Annotated in this window: 14 protein-coding genes; 3 read left to right on the top strand and 11 right to left on the bottom strand. The window is 72.3% G+C overall.

Annotation, left to right across the window (positions count from 1 at the left end):
• Positions 1-107: 107 nt before the first annotated feature.
• Positions 108-887 (bottom strand): lysophospholipid acyltransferase family protein, encoded by a 780-nt coding sequence (locus tag LY40_RS03660; RefSeq protein ID WP_183786413.1) that lies wholly within the window; start codon positions 885-887, stop codon positions 108-110.
• 229 nt (positions 888-1116) lie between these two features.
• Between LY40_RS03660 and LY40_RS03665 the strand changes: the two genes are divergently transcribed.
• The gene (locus tag LY40_RS03665; protein WP_183786170.1) at positions 1117-1356 is read left to right on the top strand and encodes a hypothetical protein; all 240 of its coding nucleotides are present in this window, start codon (positions 1117-1119) and stop codon (positions 1354-1356) included.
• Positions 1353-1946 (top strand): hypothetical protein, encoded by a 594-nt coding sequence (locus tag LY40_RS03670; protein ID WP_183786172.1) that lies wholly within the window; start codon positions 1353-1355, stop codon positions 1944-1946. Before LY40_RS03665 ends, LY40_RS03670 begins: the two co-directional genes overlap by 4 nt.
• A gap of 22 nt (positions 1947-1968) precedes the next feature.
• Here LY40_RS03670 and LY40_RS03675 read toward each other — a convergent pair whose 3' ends face one another.
• From LY40_RS03675 to LY40_RS03705, 7 genes are read right to left on the bottom strand one after another with little or no spacing between them, the layout of a single operon-like run.
• Complete coding sequence (locus LY40_RS03675) at positions 1969-2865, bottom strand: NUDIX hydrolase (RefSeq protein ID WP_258935927.1); 897 nt, start codon at positions 2863-2865, stop codon at positions 1969-1971.
• A gap of 49 nt (positions 2866-2914) precedes the next feature.
• A complete protein-coding gene (locus LY40_RS03680; protein WP_183786414.1) occupies positions 2915-3853 on the bottom strand; it encodes an ROK family protein in 939 nt (312 codons plus the stop codon).
• A gap of 18 nt (positions 3854-3871) precedes the next feature.
• On the bottom strand, positions 3872-4516 hold the full coding sequence (locus tag LY40_RS03685) for a hypothetical protein (RefSeq protein WP_228726486.1): 645 nt from the start codon (positions 4514-4516) through the stop codon (positions 3872-3874).
• Complete coding sequence (locus tag LY40_RS03690) at positions 4513-5685, bottom strand: ArsA family ATPase (RefSeq protein ID WP_258935929.1); 1173 nt, start codon at positions 5683-5685, stop codon at positions 4513-4515. The genes LY40_RS03685 and LY40_RS03690 overlap by 4 nt, the downstream gene beginning before the upstream one ends.
• A gap of 5 nt (positions 5686-5690) precedes the next feature.
• Entirely contained in the window at positions 5691-6134 is a 444-nt protein-coding gene (locus LY40_RS03695) for an SRPBCC family protein (RefSeq protein WP_258935930.1), read from the bottom strand.
• Between the two features lie 27 nt (positions 6135-6161).
• Complete coding sequence (locus tag LY40_RS03700; protein ID WP_258935931.1) at positions 6162-6950, bottom strand: metallophosphoesterase family protein; 789 nt, start codon at positions 6948-6950, stop codon at positions 6162-6164.
• Positions 6951-6954: 4 nt separating this feature from the next.
• Complete coding sequence (locus LY40_RS03705; RefSeq protein WP_183786182.1) at positions 6955-7371, bottom strand: polyketide cyclase / dehydrase and lipid transport; 417 nt, start codon at positions 7369-7371, stop codon at positions 6955-6957.
• Positions 7372-7492: 121 nt separating this feature from the next.
• Here LY40_RS03705 and LY40_RS03710 point away from each other — a divergent pair, with 121 nt between their 5' ends.
• Positions 7493-9286, top strand: a complete 1794-nt coding sequence (locus tag LY40_RS03710; protein WP_183786184.1) for an AMP-dependent synthetase/ligase — start codon at positions 7493-7495, stop codon at positions 9284-9286.
• 347 nt (positions 9287-9633) lie between these two features.
• Here the strand turns inward: LY40_RS03710 and LY40_RS03715 are convergent, their stop codons facing one another.
• Genes LY40_RS03715 through rsmH form a run of 3 tightly spaced genes read right to left on the bottom strand, consistent with a single transcriptional unit; the run spans position 9634 to position 13456 of the window.
• Positions 9634-11574 (bottom strand): peptidoglycan D,D-transpeptidase FtsI family protein, encoded by a 1941-nt coding sequence (locus tag LY40_RS03715; RefSeq protein WP_258935932.1) that lies wholly within the window; start codon positions 11572-11574, stop codon positions 9634-9636.
• Positions 11575-11627: 53 nt separating this feature from the next.
• A complete protein-coding gene (ftsL, locus tag LY40_RS26475; RefSeq protein ID WP_372497674.1) occupies positions 11628-12500 on the bottom strand; it encodes a cell division protein FtsL in 873 nt (290 codons plus the stop codon).
• Positions 12497-13456, bottom strand: coding sequence for a 16S rRNA (cytosine(1402)-N(4))-methyltransferase RsmH (rsmH, locus tag LY40_RS03725; RefSeq protein ID WP_183786191.1), 960 nt, complete (start codon positions 13454-13456; stop codon positions 12497-12499). Before rsmH ends, ftsL begins: the two co-directional genes overlap by 4 nt.
• Between the last annotated feature and the right edge of the window lie 13 nt (positions 13457-13469).

Raw genomic sequence — 13469 nt, forward strand, 5'->3', positions numbered from 1 at the left:
CCGGTCCGGCGGTACCCGTGACCGTACCGCGGTCCGCCCGCCCGTGGCCGCCCGCACGCGTGCAACCCGCCCGTCCACCCCGTCGCACAGGCGCGGGCTTCGAGTACTCAGCCCGCGCGACTCTCCGGCATCCGGGACGAGGCCACATCGGCCCCGGACCGGCCGACCCCACCGACCTCGCCGGCCTGCGGCTGCAGCGGCACCGCCGCCTCGCCGAGGTCCTCCTTGGCCTTGGCGGCGTAGACGTCGACGTACTCCTGGCCGGACAGTTCCATGAGCGCGTACATGATCTCGTCGGCGATCGACCGCTCCACGAACCGGTCACCGGCGAGCCCCTCGTAACGCGAGAAGTCGAGCGGCCTGCCGAAGCGGATCTCGAGCCGCCGCGGCCACCACATCTTCGAGCCGATGGGGTTGACCTTGTCGGTGCCGATCATGGCGACGGGGATCACCGGCGCCTGCGCCTCGAGCGCGATGCGCGCGACGCCGGTCTTGCCCTTGTACAACCGTCCGTCGGGCGAGCGGGTGCCCTCCGGGTAGATCCCGAGCAGCCGCCCCTCGTCGAGCAGCCGGACGGCCGTGTCGAGCGCGGCCTGCGCCGCCGAGGCGCCCGAGCGGTCGATCGGGAACTGGCCGGAGGCGGTGAAGAACCACTTCTTGAGCCGCCCCTTGATGCCGGGCGCAGTGAAGTACTCCTGCTTGGCGGGGAACGTCACCCGCCGGGACACGTACACCGGCATGAAGAACGAGTCGGCCACGGCGAGGTGGTTGCTCGCGATGATGGCGCCGCCCTCGGCCGGGATGTTCTCCGTGCCGGTGACCTTCGTCGGCCACAGCAGCCGCAGCAGCGGACCGAGCAACACGTGTTTGAGCAGCCGATACAGCACCGGGCCGCGCCTCCTCATCTCCGCACCCAACCGAAGCGATCACAGTACGAACGCCGTGTGCACCGCCACAACAGCGGGACCGCAACCACCATGTATCTCACACCGGACACCGCTGCGGCGAGGCGTCGGCCTCCCCTCCCACGGGGAGAGCCGACGCTTCGCGCCCGCACGCCGCGCCGCCGTGCGACGATGACACCCGATCACCCGTGCAGAGGGAGGGACCTGCGGCATGCCCGTGCTCGCCGGCTCCGAGCCGTTCCGGCACACCGGGAACAGTCGAACCGGGGTGTCGCGGTGCCGCGGTGTCGCCCGCGGCGCGACCGACGGCGTCGGTACCGATCCGGCATGGGTCGCCGACATCGTCTTGCACAACGGCTTCCGCGTCGCCACCCTCGGTGGCGACGCGCCGCTTCTCTTCGAACGCGGCACCGCGTTCGCGGCCGCGGTCAGGCAGGTGGGGACCAAGTGAGCAGACCAGGCTCCGACGGACCGGAGAACGTCGACGCGACGTTCGAGGAGATCGTCGCGGATCTCCGTGCGCAGGGTTTCGACGAGCACGCGTTCGATCCGCAGGGCTTCGACGAACCCGGCGGCGACCACCGTGACGACCGGGGCGGGGCCGCGGGCGATCGCGGCGGCGCGCTGGCGGAGCGCCCCGGACCGGGTCCTGCCGACGACCGCGACGACGACCGTGACGACGACGGCGGCCCGGCCGGGACCGCCCCGGGCTCGCGCGGTGACGGGTGGCGGGACAGCCCGATCGCCTGGGACGAGACGATGTTCGGCCCGGCGCCCGGCGGCGACGAGGATCCCGACGACCACTTCGTCCCGCCCGAACCGCCGCCGCTGCCGAAGCCGCGCAAGGGCGCGGTGGTCGTACTGGTGCTGCTGGTCCTCGGAATGCTGCTGTTGATCGCCCCGTCGCTCGTCGGCCTGTCCGGAGGGGTGGCCACGCCGCTCGGCATGCTCGCGCTCGCGGCGGGACTCGCGCTGCTGCTGTTGCGCGTCAGGCAGGGCCCGCCGGACGGAGCCGACCCGACCAACGGTGCCCAGGTCTGACCCATCGTCGTGGGCGGGCTCCTCACTCGGGCGTGCAGGCGTCGAGCAGTCGCCACAGCGCGTCCGGGGCCATGGTCGCCGTGGCACCGGCGCCGAGACTCCCCCGCCGCCGGTCGTCGGCCGTGACCGCGACGAGATGATCGCCGGGCCCGGCGGCCCGCGCACGACGGACGACCGCCGGGAACCCGCCGTCACCGGTGCCGCCTGCGTCCACCAGCTCGACACCGGCACCGGCACCGGAGCCGCCCGCCGCCGGGCCGTCGGCGACCAGCACCACGTGCGGCCACCACGTCCAATGCGCAGCTCCGGCCACGTCGCCCAGGCCCAGATCGCCCGCGGCCACGCCGACGCCGGCGAGTACCGTCAGCTGGTCGCGCAGCCGCGGCACCGCTCCGGCCTCGCCACCCGGCCGGCCGGGGCGCGCGCCGAGCACGGTGTCGGCGTCGACCAACAGCACGAGCCGCCGGTCGAGCTGACCGCGAAGCTCCGGCCAGGCCGCGGCGAACCCGCTGTGCAGCGGATAGTCGGCGACGTCAGCGGGCGGTACCCAGCGCAGGGCCGTGCTCTCGGCGTTGGTCACACGCGGCTGCGCCGCGTCACCGACCGCCGTCGCGAGGACCGTGGTGTACCGCCAGCTGCCGTGTTCGTCGGCGCGCTGGGCGAGCACCCGGAAGGCCTCGCCGGACACGGCCGTCTCCTCCTCGGTCTCCCTGGCCGCTGCCTGGGCAGACGTCTCCTGCGGCTGCACCGCGCCGCCCGGCAGCGCCCACGAGCCGCCTTCGTGCGTCCAGTCGGCGCGGTGCTGCAGCAGCACTCCGCGACGCGGATCGCTCAGCAGCAGCCCGGCGGCTCCGAACAGCCCCCAGTGCCGCCGTCCGCAGTCGCAGCTGACGAATCCGTCCCCGTTGCCGACCAGCATCGTTCGAATCTAGCGTGTCCGGCCCGCGACACGCCCGTGGCCGACAGGATCAGACCACTCCCCGGCCGCTCTCGGCCGCGAGCGTGGCGGCGCCGACGATGGCGGCCTCGTCGCCCAACTGCGCCGTCCGGATCCGTGCGTGCGGACGGTGTTTCCCGCCCGTCACCGCGCGCAGGTACGTCTCCCGCGCGTCGTCGAGGAACAGCGGCGCCGACGCCGATACGCCCCCGCCGATGACCACGACTTCCGGGTCGTAGACGTCGGCCACGAGCGCCAGGCCTTCCCCGAGCCACCGGGCGAGCTCGGCCATGGCTCTGCGCGCGAGGGGGTCACCGTCCCGCGCGGCCCCGGCAACACGGCGGCCCGTCACGGCGCCCGGGTCCCCGGCGGCCTCCCGCGCCAGCACCGTCGAGTGCTCGGGCCGGGTCGCCAGCAGTTCGATCGCCGTGGCGGCCAGGGCCGTGCCGCTGCAGTACCGCTCCCAGCAGCCGGACTTGCCGCACGGGCACTGCCGTCCGCCCGGCACGAGGCACAGATGGCCCAGCTCGGGCGCCACGCCGTGCGCGCCGCGGAACAGTTCACCGCCGAGCAGCAGGCCGGCGCCGATACCGGTGCCGAGCGCGACGAACACGCCCACCGACGCGCCCCGCGCCGCTCCGAAGCGATACTCGGCGAACGTCGCCGCGTTGGCGTCGTGTTCGAGGGTCACCGGCAGTCCCAGCCGGGCACTCATGTGCTCGGCCACCGTGGCGGTCCGCCACGGCAGGTGCGGGGCGAACATCACCGACGTGCGATCGCTCCCGACGAATCCGGCGACGGCCAGGCCCACGGCGGCCACCTCGTGCCTGCTCCGCAGGTCTGCCACGACACCGGCGATCGCCTCCTCGAGTGCCGTCTCGTCGCGCGGGGTACCGGTGCGCGCGGTGTCGAGCACGTCGCCGGTCCCGTCGACGACCCCGGCACGGATGCTCGTGCCGCCGACGTCGATTCCGATCGCGGCCACGGGCTACTCCCCCGGTTCCCAACTCTCACGCGGGCGTACGGGCACCCGCTGAACCCGACGCGACGAGCCTGCGGGCCCGCTCCCGCCGGAACCGCGGCCGGGCCGCTCGGCGAACACCGACGCCGGTGTGGCGGTGAAGCCCGCCGGGGCGGGCCCCGGCCGGGACGACGGACGGTAGCCGGGCATGTGCACCCCCTCGTCCGGCTGCCACCGGTCGGCGAGCACGGCGCGGAGCAGCGCGATGAGCGCAGCGGCCTGGTCGAGCACGCGCACCGCGATCTCCGGCGTCTCACCCCGCACGATCGCGATGACGGCGCAGAGCGGGCACCACGAACACGCCGATGCCCGGTCGCCGTCACCCTCCGCCGCGGCGTCGGCCCCGGAACCGGCCGGCGAGCCGGGGTGCGCGGCGCTCTCGTGCGAGCCCGGCTGCGAGGCGCCGCCCCACGGGGTCTGCGCCTCGCACGAGCCCGGATCACCCTGGCCGTGTCCCGCGGCGAACACGCTCCGCAGCCACGGCTCGGCCCGCTCGGTGACGAGGTCGACCAGCAGCCGGATCTCCTCGGCCAGACGCGCGCCGTCGGCCGTGGGCCCGGCCCCGGCTCCCGGTTCCCCCGCGCGGCCCGCGGGCCCGTCGGTGCCGCTCATTCCGCTCCCTCCAGGTGCACGAGCACGCCGCGGGGATCGGATTCGGCATCCGTGATCCGGCAGGCGCGCAGTGGTTCCGGCAGCGCGATCAGCCTGCGCACACCGTCGACCGTGATCGCGAGATCGTCGTCGACCCGCGCCAGGTCGACGACGCTGTCCCGGGCGAGCGGCACTGCCACCCGGAGCCGATAGCCGTCGCCGGCTTCGAACATCTGCAACAGCGGGCCGCCGGCCTCCGTCGGTGCGGAGCCGTCGGCCGTCGAGCCCTGCCCGAGCGGGTTCGACGTGCCGTACAGCTCGGTGGCGATCTCCCGCAGCGCGGCCACCCCGACCGGTTCGTCGGCGCGGTACTCGACCGAGCGCAACCGCTCCGCGGCCTCGCCCAGCCCGGAACGGGCCAGCTCCGCCAGCACCTCGTCCTGTTGCCGGCGGCGCTGCCGTACCCATGCGGCGGCTGCGCCGCGCCACCAGCCCGGCGAGGGCATCACGCGGTTCGCGATCATCCCGTCGACGCGGATGCCGCGCAAGGCGAGCGAGGTCAGCGTCCGCCGCGTCTCGGCGACGACGACCCGCTCGGGCGTGAACACCAGCCGCACGCTCGTGCGCACAGGGTCGGTCAGCAGGTCCCGCAGCGACCGGGTGTGGTCCGCCAGCCGGGCCATCGACCGGGCCAGCCCGGACCGCTTGGCCACAGGACCCGCCATACGCCTCAGATACCCCGACACGGCCTCGGGCAGCGCCAACAGGCGCAACGTCTCGGCCGTCGGGCCGCAGTCGACGACGACGGCGTCCCACTGCCGCGTCCCGGCGAGCCGCTGCACCTCGCCGAGTGCCAGCAGCTCGTCGACCCCGGGAACGACGCTCAGCTCCTCGGCGGCGAGCCCGTCCAGTCCGCCGCCGCGCACCAGCGCCGCCTGCAGCTGCTCGCGCACGCCGTCCCACGCGCCGTCGGCCAGAGCGCGGACGTCGAGCTGCGCGCCGTACAACCCGTCGGCCACCGCCGCCGGCTCGTGCCCGAGCGGCACCGCGAACGCATCGGCCAGCGAATGTGCCGGGTCGGTCGACACGACCAGTGTCGCGGCCCCGCGGTCCGCCAGTGCGGCACCGGTCGCGGCAGCCAGCGTCGTCTTGCCGACACCGCCCTTCCCGGTCAGCAGCAGCAGTCGCACGCGCGTTAGCCCTCGGCCTCGACGCGCTTCTTCAGTTCCTTCAGAGCAGTGTCCATGATCATTTTCTCGGCCTTGCGCCGCAGCATTCCGATCATCGGCAGCGCCAGCTCCACGGCCAGCGTGTACGTGACCTTGGTGCGGTCACCGCCGAGCGGTTCGAGCTCGTACCTGCCGTTCTGGGTCTTCTGCATCTGGCCTTTCACCAGATGCCAGCTCACCGACAACCCGTCGTCGGCCCAGTCGTACTCGAGCGTGTAGACGTCCTTGACCGGGCCCGAGTCGAGCGTGAACCGCACCTGCGTGGCCCGGCCCCGTTCGTCGGTGCCCAGCACCTCGGTCTGCTGCACCGCCTTGGCCCACTCCGGATAGGCAGGCAGATCGGCGATGACGGCCATGATCTGCTCCGGAGGGGCATCGACCTCGATGGACTGCGTGGACTGGTCGGCCATGGCGCTAGAGCGTAGCGGTCCGGTGTTTCACCATCGCAGCACGTAGGGCCGCGGGTCGCGCTTGAAATGTCCCACGTTGCGGCATTCGGTCACCCCGACCCGCTTCGCAGCGGCCAGCGGCTGGTGAACGTGGCCGAACAGCGACCACCGGGGCCGCTCCCGCACGATCAGGTCGGCAAGCGCCTCCGAGCCGAGCTCACCCCGCCGCGCGACGACGTCGTAGGTCAGTTCCGGCAGCGCGGGCGGGATGTGACTGCACAGCACGTCCACGCCGGTCAACCCGGCGACGGCCTTGTCGAACTCCTCACGCGTGCGCAGGTAGGGCCGCCACGCCTGGTCGCGCCGCGGGGCCGCACCCACCGGCAGCACCGCACCCCCGACGAACCCGAACCGGAGCCCGCCGATGTCGCAGACGTCACCGTCGACGAAGTGCAGGCCGGGCGCCTCGAACTCCGGCCACAGCGCGGGGGCGTCCACGTTGCCGGGGATCGCATAGGTCGGCGCTGACAGCACGCCGAACAGTCGCGTGTACTGCTCGCGCACGGCCTCGTCGACCGCCGACCGCGGGTCGTCCAGGCTTCCCCACAGCCGTTTCGACAGCTCGACCATCTCCCGCCTGCGGCCTTCGCGGCGCAGCGTGGCGAAGGTGGCGACGTGCTCGGCGCCGAACAGCGAACCGAGGATGCCGCCACCGTGCTCGTGGTAGTCGACAAAATCGATCAGGTCACCGAGCACGACGAGCGCATCGGCACCGTCCCCGGCGCGCGCCAGCGCCTCGGCGTTGCCGTGCACGTCGGAGACCACATGAACCCGCACGTGATCATTCTACCGCCGCCGGCGGCGGCATCCCGGCGGCGCGGCCGTCCTCCAGCGTCACCTTCAGGTCCAGCGCGATCGCCTTCGCCGCACGCGCCCGTCGGTCGAATTCGCGCCGCAGGAGCGCACCGGAGAGGCGCTGGCCCTCACCCGTGACGGGGGTAGCGCGCAGGAAATAGTGCAGCAGGGTGCCGTCGAGCACGGGTTCCAGCCACACCTCCATCGTGCCGACCAGCGCGCCCCGCACGGTCCAGCGCAAGCCCTGATCGCCGCGGTCGGTATAGACTTCCAAGACCAGGTCGGGCCAGTACCGCCGCCACGCCGCCGGGTCCGCGAAGACCGCGGCGAGTGTGCTCGGGGGCACGGTCAGGAAGGTCTCGTCGACGATGTCGAGCGCAGGCTCGGATTCGGATCCGGTCACGGTTGCGAGATGGTATGCGCCTCACAACACGCGCACACCCACCCATGGTGAACGGCACCGGCACCGGCTAAGTTGACCGGCGAGTAACAACGTTGTTTGGAATCCCACTGCGGAGGTTGACGTGCGCGAATACAGCGCCCCAGCACTACGGCCCATCGCCGACGACGAGAACGCCTCCGACGTCGTCTGGGCCAACGCCGAGCGGTTCGGCGACACCGTGAGCTTCCGTCGACTGATCGACGGGTCGTGGCGCGACGTCACCGCGCGCACCTTCGCCGCCGAAGTGCTCTCCGCCGCCAAGGGCCTCATCGCCGCCGGTATCGAGCGCGGCGACCGGGTCGGCCTGATGTCGAAGACCCGCTACGAGTGGACCCTGTTCGACTTCGCGATCTGGGCCGCGGGCGGCGTCACCGTGCCCATCTACGAGACGTCCTCGGCCGAGCAGGTCCACTGGATCCTGTCCGACTCGGGCGCCAAGGCGGTCATCGTCGAGACCGACGAGCACACCGCCGCCCTCGGCGAGGTCCGCGACCGGCTGCCCGAGCTGGCCCACGCCTGGCAGATCGACGGCGGCGACCCCGCGGTCGAGGCGCTGACCGCGCTCGGCGCCGACCGCGCCGACGACGACGTCCACACCCGCCGCCGCTCCGTGGGGGCCGACGACGTCGCCACGATCTGCTACACGTCCGGCACGACGGGCAGGCCGAAGGGCGTCACCCTCACCCACCGGAACCTGCTCTCCGAGGTGCGGGCCGACATCGACGCGTTCCCGGATCTGATGGAGTCCGGCAACTCGCTGCTGCTGTTCCTGCCGCTCGCCCACATCCTGGCGCGCGCCATCGCCATCACCGCGTTCACCTCCCGCGTCACGCTCGGCCACACCGACACCACGGATCTGGTCTCCGACCTCGGCGCCTTCCGGCCGACGTTCGTGGTCGCCGTGCCGCGCGTGTTCGAGAAGGTCTACAACTCGGCCAAGCTCAAGGCACACGCCGCGGGCAAGGGCAAGATCTTCGACGCGGCCGAGGCGACCGCGATCGCCTACAGCCAGGCCACCGACGCCGGCAAGGTCGGCCTGGGCCTCAAGCTCAAGCACGCGGTGTTCGCCAAGCTCGTCTACAGCAAGCTGCACGCGGCACTGGGCGGGCGGTGCATCGCGGCCGTGTCGGGCGGCGCCCCGCTGGGCACGCGCCTCGCGCACTTCTTCCGCGGTATCGGGGTGCCGGTGTTCGAAGGCTACGGCCTGACCGAGACCACCGCCGCCGCATGCGTCAACACGCGCGATGCCTTCAAGGTCGGCACCGTCGGCAGGCCGGTCGCGGGCACCTCCGTGCGCGTGGCCGAGGACGGTGAGCTCATGCTCTCCGGTGGTGTGGTGTTCGGCGAGTACTGGCGCAACGAACAGGCCACCGCCGAGTCCCTCGAGGACGGCTGGTTCCACACCGGCGATCTGGGCGAGGTCGACGACGAGGGCTTCGTCAAGATCACCGGCAGGAAGAAGGAGATCATCGTGACGGCGGGCGGCAAGAACGTCGCCCCGTCGACGATGGAGGACGCGCTCAAGGCGCACCCGTTGATCAGCCAGGCGATGGTGGTCGGCGACCAGCGTCCGTTCATCGGCGCGCTGGTGACCATCGACGAGGAGTTCTTCCCGACGTGGAAGGAGCAGAACGGCAAGCCCGCCGACGCCACCGTGGCCGACCTGGCCGGGGACGAGAAGCTGCGTGCGGACGTGCAGGCCGCCGTGGACGAGGCGAACAAGCTCGTCTCACACGCCGAGGCTGTCAAGAAGTTCAGCATCCTGCCGCGGGACTTCACCGAGGCGGGCGGCGAGGTCACGCCGAGCATGAAGCTCAAGCGCAATGTCGTCAGCAAGAACTACGCGGGCGACATCGACTCGCTGTACGCCAAGTAGGTCAGCGGCCGGTTCCACGTGGGAGGGGTGCTCACCGCGCGGTGAGCACCCCTCCCACATGTGTGCCTCCTCCCGCCCCACCCGGCGGGTCCGGCACCGCCTGCCGTCCGTCCGCGGTCGCCGCACACGGTCCCCGGCCGCCGCACGATCCCGGCCACGCCGACGTCGCAGACGCGATCATCACCGTCCGCTGCGGACATCACCGTCCCCGGGGTCCTGCCGCCACTCTCGGGCCGTGCCGCCACGTCCGGATCAGCGGTGCTCCCGGAAGGGGCACCGCCACCGCGACCCGTGGCCGCCCCTCCGGGGTGTCTCGGACCGCGACGGCCGCGGGCCACCGCCGACGGTCACTGCCGCCGAATCAGCGGCACGACCGGCGCCTGCTTGTCCGACAGCGGGATCTCGTACCGCTGCGCCAGGTAGGACGAGATCTGCTTGAACAGCGGCGCGGCCGAGCTGCCCGCGGGCAGCGTCGTGTCCGGAGCGTCGAGCCGGATGCCGACGACGAAACGGGGGTCGTCGGCGGGCAGAATCCCGGTGAACGTGATGTTGTAGAGCTCGTTGCTGTAGGCACCCGTCTTCGGGTCGACCTGCTGACCCGTGCCGGTCTTGCCCGAGATCTGGTACCCCTCGATCGCGGCCTGCGGCGCCGTGCCGCTGTCGTAGAGGTCGCCGTCCTGCGTCGTCGCCCGCAGCATGTTGCGCACCTCGCGGGCGGTCTTCGCACTCACGACGCGCGTGCGCTCCGGCTTCGATTCGGCGACGCGCCTGCCGTCGGGCGTGCGGGTCGCGGCGACGACCCGCGGTTGGACGCGCACGCCGTCGTTCGCGATCGCCTGGTACATCCCCGCCATCTGCAGCACCGTCATCGACAGACCCTGGCCGATCGGCAGGTTGCCGAACGTGGTGCCCGACCACTGGTTGCGCGGCGGAATGTAGCCGGGGCTCTCGCCCGGCAGGCCGGCGCCGGTGCGCTGGCCGAGACCGAACTTCTTCATCAGGTCCATGTACCGGTCGGGGCCGAGCTCCTGGGCGAGCATCAGCGTGCCGACGTTCGACGACTTGGCGAAGATGCCGGTGGTGGTGAACGGCTGCGTGCCGTGTTCCCACGCGTCGCGCACCGTGTGGTCGGCGACCTTCATCGAACCGGGGACCCGGTGGACGTCCCGGGGGCCGGTGACACCGTCCTCGATCGCCCCCGCCGCCGTGACGAGCTTGTTCACCGAGCCCGGTTCGAACGGCTGCGTGACAGCCTCCTCCGTCATGAGGTCCGGGTCGAGGTTGTCCGGGTCGAGGGTCTGCTCGCTCGTCAACCCGTAGATCTCGCCGGTCTTCGAATCCAGCACCACTGCGCTGCCGCCGTCGGCGCGCGATTTCGCGACGTAGTCCGACAGCATCCGCTGCAGGTTGTACTGCACGTCGGAGTCGAGGGTCAGTTCGAGGTCGGACCCGGGAACCGCCGGTTGCACCTCCCGCTCCGTACCCGGGATCACCACGTCGGTGCCCTGCGCCGTGTCCACGACCTGCCGGCCCGGCTCACCCGTCAGCACGCTGTTGTGCGCGCTCTCCAGTCCGGCGAGCCCTTCGATGTTGTGTTTGGACTGGTCCGGCTCCTCCATCCGCCAGTTGGCGAAGCCGACGATGTTCGACCCGATTTTCCCTGCCGGATACTCCCTGCGGGCGCGCTTCTCGTAGCCGATCTCCGGGAACTTCTCCTGGATCTCGTCGGCGACCGACGGCTTCACGTCGTCGACGAGATAGGTGAAGCTCGAGTCCTTGTCGCGGAACTTCTCGAGCAGCTCGGACTCGGTCGTCTTGTCCGGCACCTGCTGCGCGATGAACTTCGCGATCTCGGCGACCCGCGTGTCGAAGCTCTCGTCCGAGTCCGGGTTCTTCTTCTCGGCCTCGGACCAGTTCTTGCGCATCAGCCGCAGGTTCGCCCACAGGGTCCTCGTCTCGACGCTGAACGCGAGTTTCGCGCCGTTGCGGTCCACAATGGAACCGCGCTGGGCCGGGATGTCGATCGTGGTGGTGCGCTGCTGCTCGGCGCGCGCCGACAACGCCTCCGCCTGGAATCCCTGCACGTGGACGAGTTTGACGCCGGTGGCGACGAGCACCACGGCGAGCGCGATCCGGCCCGCCACGAACCGGCTCCGCGTACCACGGTCGGCCGGGGCCTGCCCGGCGCGACGAGCCTTCGCCGAGTACGTCCGTCCCACCGGGCCGCGCCCCCGCGACGGCGCCTTACCGCTCGCGCCCCCCGCACCAGCCGGTCGTTTCGGTCGCATCGGTCCCCTCCGGATCACTCACACTCTCCCCGCCCGCGCCGACGGGCGGGGAGTCAGTCGGCCGTCTCCTGGCCGTCGGACTCGGCAGCCCGGTCATCGGCGCCGGCGTCCCCAGTGTCACCGCTGCGGGAGCTGTCGTCGCCACTGCCGCGGTCACCGCGCGTGTCGGCTCCGGCCTGCTGGTCACGCTGCTGCCCGCGTTGCCCGTCCGGTGCGTCGTCGTCCGGTGCGTCGTCGTCCGGTTCGTCGCCGCCCCGTGCGTCGTTCCCCCGCGAGTCGTTCCCCTGCGAGTCGTTGTCGGCTGCGTTGCCGCCATCCCGGCCGCCACCACCGTCGGCGGCCCGGCCGTCGTTCCCGTGCTCGGCGGGCTGTTGCGGCGCGGGCCCGTTCGCGCGCTTCGGCTCGCCGACCACGCGCACCGCGCCGTCGGTGGCCACGACGAGCCGCGCCGGATCGCCGCCCGGGACCATGCCAAGCGCCTCGGCCCGTTCGGCGAGCTGTGCCGGCGCACCGGCCGACGCGACCGCACGCTGGAGTTCCTCGGACCGTTCGGCCAGCGAGTCGTTGTTCTGGCGGAGTTGTTCGAGCCGGTACGAATCGGAGATCGCCTGGGTCGAGAGCCACAGCGTCGTCGCCACTCCCACGGCCATCAACGCCATGAGCATCAGCACGAACGACGCCCGGGACCGCGGCCACCGGAGCTGCAGGCGCAGCCTGCGCGGCTCGGGCGTCTCGCTGCGTTCGGTCTGCCGCTGCAGCGCCTCGACGCGCTGCGCCCGGCGAGCGTAGGCGCGCTCTGCCGCAGAGCTGCGGCGGCGCGGCGAGCCGGTCGCGGGAGCGGAAGCCGGTGCCTGCCTCGTGCCACGCCGCGGACTCTGCCGCGGCCGCTCGACCGGCTGGGAACGAGGACGTGCGGGTGCAGTCATGAGGCAGCCGCTCCAATCCGCTCGGCCGCGCGCAGACGTACCGACGCCGCACGCGGGTTGTGCTCGATCTCCTGCTCGCCCGCCTTCTCGGCACCGCGGGTGAGCAGGCGGAACTCGGGGCCGTGGCCGGGAAGCTCGACGGGCAGTCCCTCCGGGGTCCGCGAGGCGGCACGGTCGGCGAGGGTCCGCTTGACGATGCGGTCCTCGAGCGAGTGGTAGGCCTCGACGACGATGCGACCGCCTTCGCCGAGCGCGTCGAGCGCGGCCGGCACGGCGGTACGCAGCACGTCCAGCTCCTGGTTCACCTCGATACGCAGGGCCTGGAACGTCCGCTTCGCCGGATGCCCGCCGGTGCGCCTGCTGGCGGCGGGCACGACGTCGTAGAGCAACCGGACGAGCCGCTCACTGCGGTCGAAGGGCTCGGACTCCCGTTCGGCGACGATCGCCTTGGCGATCCGCTGGGCGAACCGTTCCTCGCCGTACTCGCGCAGGATGCGGGACAGCTCCGGGACCGAGTACGTGTTGAGCACATCGGCCGCACGCAGACCCGTGGTCTGGTCCATGCGCATGTCCAGTGGAGCGTCCTGAGCGTAGGCGAAGCCACGGTCGGCGACGTCGAGTTGCATCGACGAGACACCCAGGTCCATGAGCACGCCGTCCACATGCGACAGGCCGAACTCGTCGAGGACGTCGGGCAGCGCGTCGTACACGGCGTGGACGTACTCGACACGGTCCCCGTGGCGCGCCAGCCGCTGCCGGGCGCGCTCGAGTGCGTTCGGGTCCCGGTCCAGACCGATGAGCCGCAACCGTGGATGTGCCGCCAGCAGGGCGTCGGCGTGGCCGCCGAGACCGAGTGTCGTGTCGACCAGAACGGCGTCGCGGTCGGCCACCGCGGGAGTCAGCAGCGCGGTGACCCGGTCCAGCAGCACGGGCAGGTGCGCGGAGTCACTGGTCACTGCGCCCCCTTCC

This window comes from Prauserella salsuginis, assembly GCF_024648885.1.
Lineage (GTDB): Bacteria > Actinomycetota > Actinomycetes > Mycobacteriales > Pseudonocardiaceae > Prauserella > Prauserella salsuginis.